Below are 15,507 nucleotides of genomic sequence, written 5' to 3' on the forward strand. Positions count from 1 at the left end.
TTGCAGACAAAATCGGGCTTCCTTTGAATCTGAACGCATTTCTTCACCAAACATATAGCTCTAACGCGCCTTTAATGCCAATTTACCGCCTTCAGTGAAGTTAGAGAGATTGGAGCTAGTGAAAAAATCAGCCTACACCCGAAAGCTATTCCTGATTAGCATGGAAGAGAACGCAGCGAAGAAGGTAATCGCACTGGAAAAGTACATCGATATGAATATTCCCGTGATCTCGACGGATGCTTTAATGGAGTCCAAGCCTGAACATCGCAATAAGATCCTAATCATTGATTTCATGGAACATAAATCACTTGTTCAATCTATTAAGAATTTACCTTTGATATGGAAAAATTTTGAAACTGTTATTTTTAATGTTCCAAAGCGCCTTACCACCGATGAGCTACTCTCTTTTGGCCAACTCAAAGGCGTGTTTTATGCCGAAGATTCACTGAGACAAGTTGGCGAAGGGCTAAAAAATATTATTAATGGGCAAAGCTGGCTGCCACGAAATGTATCTAGTCAGCTTTTGCACTATTACCGGAATGTGATCAACACCCATACCGCTCCAGCCACGGTTGATCTTACTATTCGGGAGCTGCAAGTGTTACGCTGTCTTCAGAATGGGGCATCGAACAGTCAAATGGCAGAGGAGTTGTTTGTTAGCGAATTTACGATTAAGTCGCATCTCTACCAAATATTCAAAAAGCTTTCCGTGAAGAACCGGGTACAAGCCATTGCGTGGGCCGATCAGAACTTGATGTCTTAATTCATCACAACGTCATGTGCCGCAAATGCCCCTAAATCCTGGTGGCTCAGTCTTTTTCAACTCTTCAGCTCACACTTTTTCCTACTTTAATCATGATTCATACACATCTCTCGTGTTAAAGTGATGCGCAAACTCTTGATGATACTGACGAGAAAGGAAATTTCCCCAATGATAAAAAAATGTCTGTTCCCTGCTGCGGGCTATGGTACGCGCTTCCTACCTGCGACCAAGTCTATGCCAAAAGAGATGATGCCAGTAGTGAATAAGCCTTTGATTGAGTACGGTGTTGAAGAAGCAATCCAGGCCGGAATGAACGGCATGTGTATTGTGACAGGTCGTGGCAAACACTCAATCATGGATCACTTTGACAAAAACTACGAACTGGAACACCAAATCAGCGGCACCAACAAAGAAGAGCTGCTAGTAGACATTCGTGAAATCATTGAATCAGCGAACTTTACCTACATTCGTCAACGAGAAATGAAAGGACTTGGACACGCGATTCTGACTGGCCGTGAACTGATTGGTGACGAACCATTTGCCGTGGTTTTGGCTGACGACTTGTGTGTAAGTGAAGGCGACGGCGTTTTGGCGCAAATGGTCGCTCTGTTCAAGCAGTTCCGCTGTTCAATCGTGGCAGTGCAAGAAGTCCCAGTAGAAGAAACCCACAAATACGGTGTTATTTCTGGCGAAATGATCAAAGATAATATCTACCGTGTTGATGACATGGTGGAAAAGCCTGAGCCAGGTACTGCTCCAAGCAATCTAGCTATCATTGGCCGCTACATTCTTACTCCAGATATTTTTGAATTAATCGAAAACACAGAGCCTGGTAAAGGTGGCGAGATCCAAATTACCGATGCCCTGTTGAAGCAAGCCAAAGCGGGTTGCGTGCTCGCATACAAATTTAAAGGCAAACGTTTTGACTGCGGTAGCGTAGAAGGTTACATCGAAGCCACGAATTACTGTTTCGAAAACCTATACCTCAAAGATGAGAAAAAGTCTGAACTAGGTAAGCACGCAACAAAAAGAGAAGTCTAAACTTTTCAAACTCATTGATTAGTCATAACTATATATGGCCCGGTCGCAAGTCGGGCTTTTGTTTACTGTTTTTTTGTCCAGTATTTGTTTGCACATTTCTCACACTATGTAATACTTGCCGAACTTGGTTATACATAGAGCAAAAACGATGGATAAAATAGAAGTTCGCGGTGCCCGAACCCATAACCTTAAAAACATTAACCTTACCATCCCTCGCGATAAACTGACGGTCATTACTGGATTAAGTGGTTCTGGTAAGTCTTCTCTCGCTTTCGACACTTTGTATGCAGAAGGCCAACGACGCTATGTTGAGTCTCTCTCCGCTTACGCGCGTCAGTTTTTGTCTCTTATGGAAAAGCCCGATGTCGATCATATCGAGGGTTTATCTCCAGCGATCTCTATCGAACAAAAGTCGACTTCTCATAACCCACGTTCAACGGTAGGGACAATTACTGAAGTCTACGACTACCTGCGTCTGCTTTACGCCCGCGTCGGGGAACCTCGCTGCCCTACCCACCATACTCCTCTTGCTGCTCAAACGATAAGCCAGATGGTGGACAAAGTTCTGGAGTTGCCAGAAGGCAGTAAGATGATGCTACTGGCACCCATCGTTAAGGAGCGTAAAGGCGAACACGTAAAGACCTTAGAAAATCTTGCTGCTCAAGGCTTTATCCGTGCTCGTATTGACGGCGAAACCTGCGATCTTTCTGATCCACCAACACTAGAATTACACAAAAAACACACCATTGAAGTCGTCGTTGATCGTTTTAAAGTTCGCCCGGATCTACAGCAACGCTTAGCGGAATCTTTCGAGACGACTCTGGAGCTTTCAGGTGGCATTGCCGTCATAGCGCCAATGGACAGTGACGGCGAAGAAATTATCTTTTCAGCCAATTTTGCGTGCCCTAAGTGTGGCTACAGTATGCAAGAGTTGGAACCTAGACTGTTCTCATTCAATAATCCGGCAGGCGCGTGTGGCACCTGTGATGGACTCGGTGTACAACAATATTTTGATCCAAGCCGGGTCATTCAGGACGATTCACTCAGTCTGGCTCAAGGGGCGATTCGTGGCTGGGATCAAAAGAACTATTATTACTTCCAAATGCTCACTTCTTTGGCTGAGCATTATGGCTTTGATCTTCATGTACCGTTTAATTCTCTGCCGAAAAAAACACAAGAAGTCATATTAAAAGGATCCGGCCGCACAGAAATTGAGTTTAAATACATCAATGATCGCGGTGATATTCGCGTTAAACGTCACCCATTTGAAGGGATACTGAACACGCTTGAGCGTCGCTATCGGGATACCGAATCAAACTCTGTTCGCGAAGAACTCGCCAAATATATTTCGACCAAATCCTGCTCAAGTTGCAGTGGTACACGTCTGCGTCTCGAAGCGCGTAACGTGTTTATCGCTGACACCACCTTACCTGAAATTGTAGAGCTCAGCATCGCCGATGCCCTCGCCTTCTTTGATACGCTAAAACTGGAAGGTCAGCGGGCACAAATTGCAGAAAAGGTGATGAAAGAAATCAACGACCGTCTGCAGTTCCTTGTAAACGTGGGATTGAACTACCTTAACTTATCCCGCAGTGCAGAAACCTTGTCTGGTGGTGAGGCACAACGTATCCGCTTGGCAAGCCAAATTGGCGCGGGTCTGGTCGGAGTGATGTATGTGCTGGATGAGCCTTCTATTGGACTCCACCAGCGTGATAATGAGCGCCTGCTGAAAACCCTGACTCACCTGCGTGATCTGGGTAATACCGTGTTGGTCGTCGAACATGATGAAGATGCGATTCGTTGTGCAGACCATGTAATTGATATTGGCCCAGGCGCTGGTGTGCACGGCGGTAACGTCGTAGCGGAAGGCACAATGGCAGAGATCATTGCGAACCCAAATTCTCTGACGGGTCAGTACTTAAGTGGCGCCAAAGAGATAGCGGTGCCAAAAGAGCGTACTCCGCGCGATCCAAAGAAAACCGTCGAGCTTATCGGCGCAACGGGTAACAACCTGAAAAACGTCAACTTGTCCGTTCCTGTTGGCCTGTTTAGTTGCATTACCGGCGTTTCTGGCTCGGGTAAGTCGACCCTGATTAATGATACTTTCTTCAAAATTGCTCATACCCAGCTGAATGGCGCCACAACAGCGCATCCATCGCCTTATAAGTCGATCAAAGGCTTAGAGCACTTTGATAAAGTCATCGACATCGATCAAAGTCCAATCGGCAGAACACCTCGCTCTAATCCTGCCACATACACTGGTATCTTTACTCCGATCCGTGAATTGTTTTCTGGCACACAGGAGTCGCGTTCACGCGGTTACAAACCGGGACGTTTCAGTTTCAACGTGCGTGGTGGTCGCTGCGAAGCGTGTCAGGGTGATGGTGTCATTAAAGTTGAAATGCATTTCTTACCCGATGTTTATGTTCCGTGTGATGTGTGTAAAGGCAAGCGTTATAACCGTGAAACATTGGAAGTGCGTTACAAAGGCAAGACCATTGATGAAGTACTGGAAATGACGGTGGAAGACTCGCGCGAGTTCTTTGAGCCCGTACCAGCCATTGCGCGTAAATTGCAAACATTAATGGATGTGGGTTTGTCTTACATTCGCCTTGGGCAGGCCGCGACAACCTTGTCTGGAGGCGAAGCGCAGCGGGTGAAATTAGCAAGAGAACTGTCAAAGCGCGATACAGGTAAAACGCTCTATATTTTGGATGAACCAACCACGGGTCTGCACTTCCATGATATTCAACAATTACTGACGGTCTTACATCGTCTGCGTGATCACGGCAATACTGTTGTCGTCATCGAACACAATCTGGATGTCATAAAAACGGCAGACTGGGTTATCGATTTAGGTCCGGAAGGCGGACAAGGTGGAGGTGAGATAATCGCTCAGGGCACACCTGAAGATGTGTCCCAGATCGAAGGATCACACACAGCACGCTTCCTTAGTTCTATGTTGAAGTAAAAAAAACAGGTAAAGTACCAAGACCAGCCATTGCTGGTCTTTTTTCATTCAAAACAAAGCAATGTCTATGGCTACTATACATGTAAGTGGAACTAAGCTTTCACCGGAAAAAGTTCAGGTTCCTCTCAATCGCAAGTTTCTTATCGCGTTGGCTGTACTATTTGTACTGGCGATGCACTTTTTTATGCCCAATCCAGGTGGTTCAGGATTAGCTCTGTCATTCAATGCGACAACGTGGATAGCCTTCAGCTTTGCGCTCGGGATTGGTTGCTATCAGATCGCGCGTAATCAAGCCTTGAGGTACTCCAAACTAACCATCGGGCTGTTTATCTGCGTCGGCATCATGACCGTACCGGTATTTTATCCCAATGCGAATACTAGCCTGGCCGCTAATAAACTGATTGGGCTCTGGTGTGGCTTGCTGTTTTTCGTTGTCCTGCAACAATTCCATTTTAGTAATAAGCACCGTCAAAGAATCTTGTGGTTTATTGTCTTGGCAGTGGTTATAGAATCTATTTTCGGTCTGATACAATACCTCTATCTGAAGCCTGATAACCCTTTCGGTTACAACACAATTGCCAACAGCCCTTATGGCATATTCCAACAACCCAATGTAATGGCCAGTTTTCTCGCGACTGGGCTTGTGATTGCCAGCTACTTGCTGGCGCGTCAGCCCTATAAATACCATCGAAAACTGAGTGACATATATTTACTCTATGCCGTGCCTGTATTGACCTTGCCTTTAATCGTCGCGCTTGCTTCTCGCACAGGCTGGCTAGCCTCTCTGTTTGCAGTACTGTTGGTGATCCCATATATGTACCGCTACAACACCAGAAAACGCTTTATTCACTGGGTGATTTCTCTGGCAACAGGACTGGTGCTTTCTGTCGTTGTCATGTTCATCGCTTTTCCTGATGGTAATGGCTTAGCAGCCGAGAAAGTGAATATGGAGTCTCCTCGCGCTTACACTTTTCCTCAAGCCTTAGATATGGTGATTGAAAAGCCATTCACGGGATATGGATACGGAAAGTTTGAGTCTGAATACATCCTCTATACCGCTCGTCAGCATGCATTAAACGAAAAGTATCCAGCTGGATTACCAGCAATGGATCACCCTCACAATGAGTTGTTGTATTGGGGCGTCGAAGGTGGACTGTTGCCTGTCTTAGGTATCATTTTAGCCATGATATTAGTGCTGCGCAGACTCTATCAGGCAAAGCGTGGGACACGTTTAGCTTTGCTGGCCTTGTTTATCCCTATCGTCTTGCATTCTCAGCTTGAATATCCGTTTTACCACTCTTTAGTGCACTGGATAATTTTTATCATTCTACTTTATTGGGTAGATCAAAGAGTCGCGCGTTACCGCCAAGTCGGTTTTACGAAGATCACGAAAAGCTTACTACGTGTTACTAGCTTAGCTCTGCCTGCTGTATTTACGTTTTATATGCTGAGTGCCTTACATACCAACTACATACTGACGAAATTTGAAACAACACGCCCAAGTAACCCGGACATACTGAATCAAGTCAGTAACCCAGTGGCGTGGCAAGACAGGTTTGACTGGGATGTATATAGCAACTTCCTGAATATAGGCTTACATAAACAGGATCCAAGCTTAATTCAACCTTACATCGACTGGTCGCTGAAAATTATTAAAGATAAGCCGCGTCCGGCTTTCTATAATAATTTGATCCTTGCCTATCAGGGGTTAGATGACAGCAGTAAAGCAGAGCAAATCCGTGCCGAAGCGCAGTTCTTATTCCCTCGGATAGATTTTACTCAAGTGAATTATCAGCCGCCATCAAGAGCACAACCCGCGTCATCTGCACTGCCAGAAGCAGAATAATCAAACAAAAAAGCGAAGGATATCCTTCGCTTTTTCACTGTAGTTTCTGACTACACTATTCGGTCAGCGATTCTTCCAGTGCTTTCAGACAAAGAGCAACATTTTCAGGACGAGCACCGTAACCCATCAAGCCAATACGCCACGCCTTTCCAGCCAATGCGCCAAGCCCAGCACCAATTTCCAGGTTATACGTTTCTAATAGATGCGCGCGAACTTTCGCTTCATCAATACCTTCTGGTACATAAACCGCATTTAATTGAGGTAGGCGGTACGCTTCTTCAACGACAAACTCAAAACCAAGTTTTTGTAGGCCCTCTTTTAGTTTTTCATGCATAAGTTGGTGACGAGCCCACGCATTTTCCAGGCCTTCATTTTTCAGAATCAATAATGCTTCATGCAGAGAATACAGGCTATTTACTGGTGCGGTATGGTGATAACTGCGCTTTCCTTCTCCACTCCAGTAACCTAAAACTAAGCTCTGGTCTAGGAACCAGCTTTGCACTGGCGTGGTTCTGGATTGAATTCGATCAATCGCCGCCTGTGAAAACGTGACTGGAGACAAGCCAGGTACACAAGACAAACATTTCTGACTGCCAGAGTACACTGCATCCAATTGCCACTCATCGACTTTTAGCGGCACGCCGCCTAATGATGTAACCGCATCTACAATGGATAACGCGTTGTACTGTTTCGCTAATTTACCCAGAGCTTGAGCGTCGCTGACGGCACCGGTTGACGTTTCTGCGTGAACGAAAGCTAAAATTTTGGTATCTGGATGCTGTTGCAGGGCTTGCTCAACTTTATCGACAGAAACTGGCGTTCCCCACTCATCGTCAACAACCACGGCTTCACCACCAGCACGGACGACGTTTTCACGCATACGCTCACCAAAAACACCATTTCGGCATACGATGACTTTGTCCCCTTTTTCAATCAGGTTTACAAAACACGCTTCCATCCCAGCACTGCCTGGGGCAGAAACCGCGATAGTAAAGTCATTTTCTGTCTGGAATGCGTATTTCAACAACTGTTTCAGCTCATCCATCATGGCGATAAACAGAGGGTCCAGGTGACCAACGGTTGGGCGGCTCAAGGCTTGCAGTACTTGAGGGTAAATATCTGAAGGACCAGGTCCCATGAGGATACGGTGAGGTGGGATAAAACTTTGGATCGGCATGACAGCTCCTTGTTTAACGTTATTTCACCCGAGCGAGGATGATTATTTTTAGAATTTGGATTAAGTCTCGGGAATTGGAGAACTCACACTAATGGATTTTGTACTCCCCGGCAATTAGCGGTAAGTATTGAGTTCGAACCACTATCACAAATTCGTTAATAAAAAATATAAGATTAGCTTAAATATTGATTGACATTGAGGCCTCAAACCCGTTCAATGTTCGTGCTTTATGTGGAAGAGGAGCACTACCCAGGTAGATGATTTGTGGAACCGCAATTCCAAAACAAATTATTGAGGGGGAGTAGTGCCGAGGTAAGTCAAAATTGCAGGTTTTGGCTTGTCGGTTGACCTGGGTTGAGTCCCATCAACTGTCATCAGCACTGTCTGATGAAGAGCTTCTGAGGGTACATATTTCAAGTACATTTCAAATACCTCTCTTTTTGCTCTGTTCCTTTCCTCACTAAATATCGGATATATTTTTTTTAGGAAGTCGTGGGAGAACGCAGTGAGCGCACTTAACGTAGCAAAATTCGGTGGAACCAGTGTTGCCAATTTCGAGGCAATGAGCCGTTGTGCCGCCATTATTGAAAACAACCCAAATACTCGTCTTGTCGTTAGCAGCGCTTGTTCTGGTGTAACAAATCTATTGGTAGAACTTGCCAATGGTGTTCAGGATCAGGAGCAGCGTGCCGAGTTGCTACGAAAGTTAGCAGAAATTCATGATGCCATCTTAGATCAGTTAAGAGATGCTGCCGAAGCTACCGCTGAGGTATACGCGATTCTGGATACCGTAACCAGCCTTGCTGAAGCGGCATCAATTCAAGCAAGCACTAAGCTGACTGACCACTTGGTAGCATGTGGTGAACTAATGTCTACCCATATTCTGGCTCAGCTTATGAGAGAACGAGGCATTAATGCGGTGCGTTTCGATATTCGTGAAGTGCTGAGAACCGATAACAACTTCGGCCGAGCAGAACCTGATGTCGAAGCTATCTATCAGCTAGCTCAAGAGAAACTCGTTCCGGTATGTAAACAGTCTGTGGTTGTGACTCAGGGCTTTATCGGTTCGGATGAGGAAGGTAATACAACCACATTGGGTCGTGGTGGTAGTGACTACAGTGCTGCGCTTATTGCTGAAGGTGTTAAAGCTTCTGGCTTAGAGATTTGGACGGATGTCCCTGGCATCTACACGACTGATCCGCGTATTGCGCCGAAAGCGTCTCCAATCCCTGAAATCAGCTTTAGCGAAGCGTCAGAAATGGCGAACTTTGGTGCTAAGATCCTCCATCCTTCGACATTGGTTCCGGCACTGCGTCATGATATCCCGGTCTTTGTGGGATCCTCAAAAGATCCAGAAGCAGGTGGCACCTGGATACGCCATAAAGTGGAAAGCTCTCCGCTTTACCGCGCTCTCGCTTTGCGTTGCAACCAAACGATGGTCACTCTGCGTAGTGCAAACATGTTCCACGCCTACGGCTTTCTGGCTAAAGTGTTCGAAATTCTGGCTAAACACAAAATTTCGGTCGACCTGATTACTACGTCAGAGATCAGTGTCTCGTTAACTCTAGATCAAACCGATACCGCTGGTGGCGCACCAAAATTACCTCAAGCGGCTCGAGAAGAGCTGGAGGAGCTGTGTAAAGTAGAAGTCGAGCACGACCTATGTTTAGTCGCTCTTATCGGTAACAACATGAGTGGTACGAAAGGCTATGCGAAGCAAGTCTTCGGCACGCTGGAAGACTTTAACCTGCGAATGATTTGCTACGGAGCTAGCCCACATAACTTGTGTTTCCTTCTGCATAAATCAGAATCACAACAAGCGATTCAAAAGCTGCACGAAGAATTGTTTGAGCGATAATATCGATTTTATCGACATACAGAAAAACAAAGGGCTGCCAAAATGGCAGCCCTTTGTTTTCGATGGTTTAGCCGTTAATGTTCGGGCCTAACCATTTTTCTGCTTCTAGCCTATCCCAGCCTTTACGCTGAGCATAGCTTTCGAGCTGATCTTCCTGAATCTGTGCGATCGCAAAGTAACGAGAATCCGGATGAGAGAAATACCAACCCGATACAGAAGCTCCTGGATACATCGCGTAACTAGAAGTTAATGACATGCCAATGTTCTCTTCGACATTGAGAAGCTCCCATAACGGCCCTTTTTCCGTATGCTCAGGACATGCCGGGTAGCCTGGTGCAGGTCTAATACCTTGGTACTTTTCACGGATAAGGTCATCGTTGGATAAGTTCTCATCCTCAGCATAACCCCAGATCTCTTTACGTACATGCTGGTGCAGATATTCTGCAAACGCTTCCGCCAGACGATCAGCCACAGCTTGGATCATAATCGCGTTGTAATCATCACCTTTAGCCTTGTACTCATCTGCCAGTTCACGCTCACCAATACCACCTGTTACTGCAAACGCGCCAACCCAGTCAAGCTTACCGGATTCCTTTGGTGCAATGTAATCGGACAGGCAGTAGTTAAAGCCTTTCGGTTTTTCTGTCTGTTGACGAAGGTTACGCAGAACTTTAGCAACTTCAGTGCGCGATTCATCTGTGTACACTTCGATGTCATCACCCACACTCGCAGCAGGGAACAGACCACACATGCCTCGCGCTTGCATCAAACCTTCACTCTCGACACGATCAAGTAGCTCATTCGCATCATGGAACAAACGTTGAGCCTCTTCACCAACTTCTTCATGCTTGAAAATCGTTGGATATTTACCAACCAGTGACCAGGTCATAAAGAATGGCGTCCAGTCGATGTACTCACGTAAAGTCGCGACATCAAAATCATCAAAGATATGAATCCCCGGCTGCTTTGGAGCAGGAGGAGTATACGTATCCCAATCGATAGCTACTTTATTGGCACGAGCTTCCTCAAGAGTGACCGGCTTGGTTCTAGGCTTTTTACGATTGTGCTGATCACGTACTCGCTCATAATCCTCATCCAACTTTTCGACGAAAGCAGGACGGCGTTCATCAGACAACAGGGAGGTACAAACACCTACCGCTCGTGACGCGTTGTTCACGTAAACAACCGGATGTTTATAATTCTGTTCGATCTTAACTGCAGTATGCGCTTTCGAAGTGGTAGCGCCACCGATCAGAAGCGGAAGATTAAAATCAAGACGCTCCATCTCTTTAGCCACATGAACCATTTCATCCAAAGATGGGGTAATCAAACCCGACAGACCAATAATGTCGACGTTCTCTTCTTTGGCGACTTTTAGGATCTTTTCACACGGCACCATAACACCAAGATCGATGATCTCGTAGTTGTTACATTGCAGAACGACACCGACGATATTTTTCCCGATATCGTGTACATCGCCTTTCACCGTTGCGAGTAAGATCTTACCGTTTGTCTGACCGACCTGTTTTTCAGCATCGATAAATGGTTCTAAATGGGCCACAGCTTGTTTCATAACGCGCGCTGACTTAACCACTTGAGGCAGGAACATTTTCCCTTCCCCAAACAAGTCGCCGACCACGTTCATACCGTCCATTAACGGACCTTCAATCACTTCTAGTGGTTTAGAGGCATTAACGCGAGCTTCTTCTGTATCTTCAACGATAAACTCGGTAATCCCTTTGACTAACGCGTGTTCTAAACGCTTTGCAACCGGCCATGTACGCCATTCAAGTGCTGCGGCATCTTCTTCTTTACCAACGCCTTTATCTGCATACTCCGCTGCGATATCCAACAGCCTTTCTGTGCCATCATCACGACGGTTCAGTACGACATCTTCAACCGCTTCACGCAACTTTTCAGGTACGTTGTCATAGATTTCCAGCTGCCCAGCGTTGACGATCCCCATATCCATACCATTTTTAAAACAGTGGTAAAGGAATACAGCATGAATCGCTTCACGAACGTAGTTATTGCCACGGAAAGAGAAGGAAACGTTAGAAACACCGCCCGATATCATCGCGTGTGGTAAGTTACGTTTGATGTCACCAACCGCATCAATAAAGTCAACAGCATAGTTGTTATGCTCTTCGATACCGGTAGCAATCGCAAAGATATTCGGGTCGAAAATAACGTCTTCTGGCGGGAAGCCTACTTCATCAACCAAAATACGGTAAGCATTGGTACAAATTTCAATTTTGCGCTCACGGGTATCCGCCTGACCAACTTCGTCGAATGCCATGACGATAACCGCAGCACCATAACGGCGAATCAGTTTAGCCTGCTCAACAAACTTCTCTTTCCCTTCTTTGAGAGAAATCGAGTTCACGATGCCTTTGCCCTGAATACACTTCAGGCCAGCTTCAATGACTTCCCACTTGGAAGAGTCCACCATGATCGGCACTTTGGAGATTTCAGGCTCAGAAGCACACAGGTTCAAGAAGCGAACCATACATGCCTGAGCATCAAGCATGCCTTCATCCATGTTGATATCGATGATTTGAGCGCCGCTTTCAACTTGCTGACGGGCAACATCGAGCGCTTCATCGTATAGCTCTTCTTTGATTAAGCGCTTAAAGCGAGCAGAACCAGTGACGTTTGTACGTTCACCAACGTTAATAAATAACGAATCTTTATCGATAGTCAGTGGCTCGAGGCCAGACAAGCGACAAGCGACTGGTAAATCAGGTAACTCACGAGGTTTCACCTCTGCAACTACCTTTGCCATATGACGAATGTGATCAGGCGTGGTACCACAACAGCCACCGATCAGGTTCAAGAAACCACTTTCAGCCCACTCTTTTACATGCTTAGCCATATCCTCAGGGGACAAATCATATTCACCAAATGCATTCGGTAACCCAGCATTAGGGTGAGCAGATACAAAAGATTCTGATATGCGGGACAATTCCTCAACATATGGTCGTAGTTCGTCTGGACCGAGAGCACAGTTCAGGCCAAAAGAAATGGGCTTCACATGACGCAATGAGTTGTAGAACGCTTCGGTTGTTTGTCCTGACAAAGTACGGCCAGAAGCATCAGTGATGGTGCCAGAGATCATGACAGGTAGAGCGATACCCAGTTCTTCAAAGACCGAATCAACTGCGAAAGCACACGCTTTAGCGTTTAAGGTATCAAAAATAGTTTCGATGAGGATAAGGTCTGAACCACCTTTAATCAGAGCTCGAGTCGACTCTGAGTAGGCTTCAACCAACTGATCAAAACTGACGTTGCGGTAACCAGGGTCATTTACATCTGGAGAGATTGAACAGGTACGGTTTGTCGGTCCAAGTACGCCAGCTACATAACGTGGCTTATCTGGCGTTTTTGCCGTCCATTCATCGGCGACTTCACGTGCCAACTTGGCAGCGGCAAAATTTATCTCTTCGCTAAGGCTTTCCATCTCATAGTCAGCCATCGCAATAGTCGTTGCATTAAAGGTGTTGGTTTCTAGAATATCCGCACCAGCTTCAAGATAAGCGCCATGTATTTCCTTTATCAATTGAGGCTGACTCAACACCAACAAGTCGTTATTACCCTTTAGATCGCATTGCCAATCTGCAAAGCGTTCTCCTCGATAATCTTGCTCTTCAAGTTTGTATCCCTGGATCATGGTTCCCATACCACCATCGATCAGAAGAATACGTTGCTTCAATTGAGCTTCAATCTGTTGTCTTACATTACTTCCCACAGCACAGCCTCGTTCCTTTAACTATGAGTCCATCCTATCACACAAACTTCAGGAGTCTAGACGTCTAAATATGGAAATCATGATTATTTTATCGACCTCTTAACTTATCAAATAATCGCGAAAAAATGTTTGCTATTTGAGCAGCATCAGCCGAAAATTCCATTCATAAAATGTTACAAACAGAGTGTTCTAATGTCGGTCTATCATACTTTATGTTTTCTCTCCGCTGCTGCGATGCTAATAGCCTTTGTAAACAGTAAGATCGGGAAGATGCAAACCACCATCGCCATTACCGCTGGCTCAATGGTACTTTCACTCCTCATTCTAATTGCAGGTCAAAATAACTGGTTTCATCTCACAGAAATAGCCACAGAGACAGTAACCAGCATCAACTTCGAAAACTTCTTGCTCAAAGGTATTCTGGGATTTCTGCTTTTTGCCGGTGGCCTGGGTATTAAACTCCCAAACCTTAAAGATCAAAAGTGGGAAATTACGGTATTAGCACTTGGAGCCACTCTATTTTCGACTTTCTTTATCGGCTTTGTCCTTTACGGAATCTGCTCGTTGATCGGCATTCAATTTGACTTAGTTTACTGCTTGTTATTTGGCGCATTAATTTCGCCAACTGACCCGATAGCAGTGCTTGCTATTGTTAAAAAGTTAAACGCTCCAAAACGTATCTCGACACAAATCGAAGGCGAATCGTTGTTCAATGATGGCTTCGGTCTGGTTATTTTTGTCACCTTATTCACCATCGCGTTTGGTACGGAAGCTCCTACAGTAGGAAGCGTAACCATGTTATTTATACAAGAAGCGATTGGCGGTATTTTCTACGGTTTCTTACTTGGCCTGCTCTTCCACTACTTAATTAGTGCAACGGATGATCACTCAATGGAGCTACTGCTTACCATTGGCGTACCTACCGCTGGTTACGCATTTGCAGAGTACATTCACGTATCAGGTCCATTAGCGATGGTTGTTTCTGGAATTATGATTGGCAACTGGACACGCTTTATCGGCTTCTCTAAAGAGAGTGAAGATCACCTGGACCACTTTTGGGAGTTGGTCGATGAGTTCCTGAATGGCGTACTATTCCTGTTAATTGGTATGTCGATGCTGCTATTTAAATTCCACCCAGAAGACTGGATGATGATGGCAATAGCGGTACCACTGGTACTTGCATCTCGTTACCTAAGTGTATTTATCTCCTACATCGGCTTTAAGCGTTACAGAAAATATAACCGTTGGTCAGTGAAAATCCTAACTTGGGGTGGCCTTCGTGGAGGTCTTGCGCTGGCAATGGCACTTTCCATTCCATCTGGAATTTGGGTTGTTCAGGACAAGCTCATTGATGTAAAAGAGATCATCCTGGTGATGACTTACGCGGTCGTTGTATTCTCTATTTTGATTCAAGGCTCAACAATTACTCCAATGATTGAAAAAGCTAAAGCAGAAGAAAAAAAGATGGAAGAAGAGCGTAACGCTTTATCTTCCTCCGAAATAAAAGAGCAGAATGAGCCTCACGAGCAAAAAGAACAGCTTGAGTCTTAATTATTTAGTTCTTTAGAAAGCAGCCAAATTGGCTGCTTTTTTTATACGTAAAATTCCCTAAACTTTTAAGCGGGATATTGAATCAACCTTGAAAGTCTTGTCCCGAGTAGGGGAATTGGTGAGGATATCGTTGTCCCGCTGGTCAATAAAGACATCATAATCAAGCACTTAAAGAAAATATCGGCGACCACTGAAAAAGGATACCATGCCGTCATAATTATGGATGGCAGACAGAAGATATTGCCAATGACTTTCAGAACCTCAGTGTTATCACACTACCGTCCTATTCCCCAGAGTTGAATCCAATAGAACAAGTATGGAGTTGGTTAAGACAACACTATCTGGCGAATCAGTCTTTTGCGGATCACGAAGACATTATCTCCAAAGTATGTAGGGCTTAATGTTCCATCAGAGTCACCAAGATGTGTTCGAGAAGATGGATAGACCTGACCAGTTAATTTTCCAGATTGGTATTATACCAATTACATTAATTAAGTGGTCAATCTTGTCCAGTCCCTAAAGCAGAGTGAGATAACTCTGCTTTTATTCTCC

Annotated in this window: 9 protein-coding genes and 1 riboswitch; of the genes, 7 read left to right on the forward strand and 2 right to left on the reverse strand. The window is 45.3% G+C overall.

The window, feature by feature from the left end:
• Positions 1-118: 118 nt before the first annotated feature.
• The 4 genes from ACWYU8_RS19045 to ACWYU8_RS19060 all read left to right on the forward strand — a co-directional run bounded on the left by ACWYU8_RS19045 (position 119) and on the right by ACWYU8_RS19060 (position 6,621).
• On the forward strand, positions 119-763 hold the full coding sequence (locus ACWYU8_RS19045; protein WP_457521337.1) for a LuxR C-terminal-related transcriptional regulator: 645 nt from the start codon (positions 119-121) through the stop codon (positions 761-763).
• Positions 764-931: 168 nt separating this feature from the next.
• Positions 932-1,804 carry a UTP--glucose-1-phosphate uridylyltransferase GalU gene (galU, locus tag ACWYU8_RS19050; RefSeq protein WP_457521339.1) on the forward strand — a complete coding sequence of 291 codons (873 nt, stop codon included), beginning with the start codon at positions 932-934 and terminating at the stop codon, positions 1,802-1,804.
• Positions 1,805-1,952: 148 nt separating this feature from the next.
• Positions 1,953-4,775, forward strand: a complete 2,823-nt coding sequence (gene uvrA / locus ACWYU8_RS19055; protein WP_457521341.1) for an excinuclease ABC subunit UvrA — start codon at positions 1,953-1,955, stop codon at positions 4,773-4,775.
• Positions 4,776-4,842: 67 nt separating this feature from the next.
• A complete protein-coding gene (locus ACWYU8_RS19060; protein ID WP_457521343.1) occupies positions 4,843-6,621 on the forward strand; it encodes a PglL family O-oligosaccharyltransferase in 1,779 nt (592 codons plus the stop codon).
• A gap of 55 nt (positions 6,622-6,676) precedes the next feature.
• On the opposite strand, the gene ACWYU8_RS19065 is transcribed toward ACWYU8_RS19060, so the two are convergent.
• Entirely contained in the window at positions 6,677-7,798 is a 1,122-nt protein-coding gene (locus tag ACWYU8_RS19065; protein ID WP_457521345.1) for a pyridoxal-phosphate-dependent aminotransferase family protein, read from the reverse strand.
• Between the two features lie 227 nt (positions 7,799-8,025).
• Positions 8,026-8,204, forward strand: a riboswitch (Lysine riboswitch).
• Positions 8,205-8,303: 99 nt separating this feature from the next.
• Here ACWYU8_RS19065 and lysC point away from each other — a divergent pair.
• Positions 8,304-9,656: a lysine-sensitive aspartokinase 3 gene (gene lysC, locus ACWYU8_RS19070; protein ID WP_457521346.1), complete on the forward strand. Its 1,353-nt coding sequence runs from the start codon at positions 8,304-8,306 to the stop codon at positions 9,654-9,656.
• Between the two features lie 67 nt (positions 9,657-9,723).
• On the opposite strand, the gene metH is transcribed toward lysC, so the two are convergent.
• Positions 9,724-13,404 carry a methionine synthase gene (metH, locus tag ACWYU8_RS19075; RefSeq protein ID WP_457521347.1) on the reverse strand — a complete coding sequence of 1,227 codons (3,681 nt, stop codon included), beginning with the start codon at positions 13,402-13,404 and terminating at the stop codon, positions 9,724-9,726.
• Positions 13,405-13,596: 192 nt separating this feature from the next.
• On the opposite strand from metH, the gene ACWYU8_RS19080 reads away from it, so the two are divergent.
• On the forward strand, positions 13,597-14,955 hold the full coding sequence (locus ACWYU8_RS19080) for a cation:proton antiporter (RefSeq protein WP_457521348.1): 1,359 nt from the start codon (positions 13,597-13,599) through the stop codon (positions 14,953-14,955).
• Positions 14,956-15,194: 239 nt separating this feature from the next.
• Complete coding sequence (locus ACWYU8_RS19085) at positions 15,195-15,356, forward strand: transposase (protein ID WP_457521350.1); 162 nt, start codon at positions 15,195-15,197, stop codon at positions 15,354-15,356.
• The last annotated feature ends 151 nt before the right edge of the window (positions 15,357-15,507 follow it).

The sequence above is a fragment of the Vibrio limimangrovi genome (assembly GCF_054064025.1).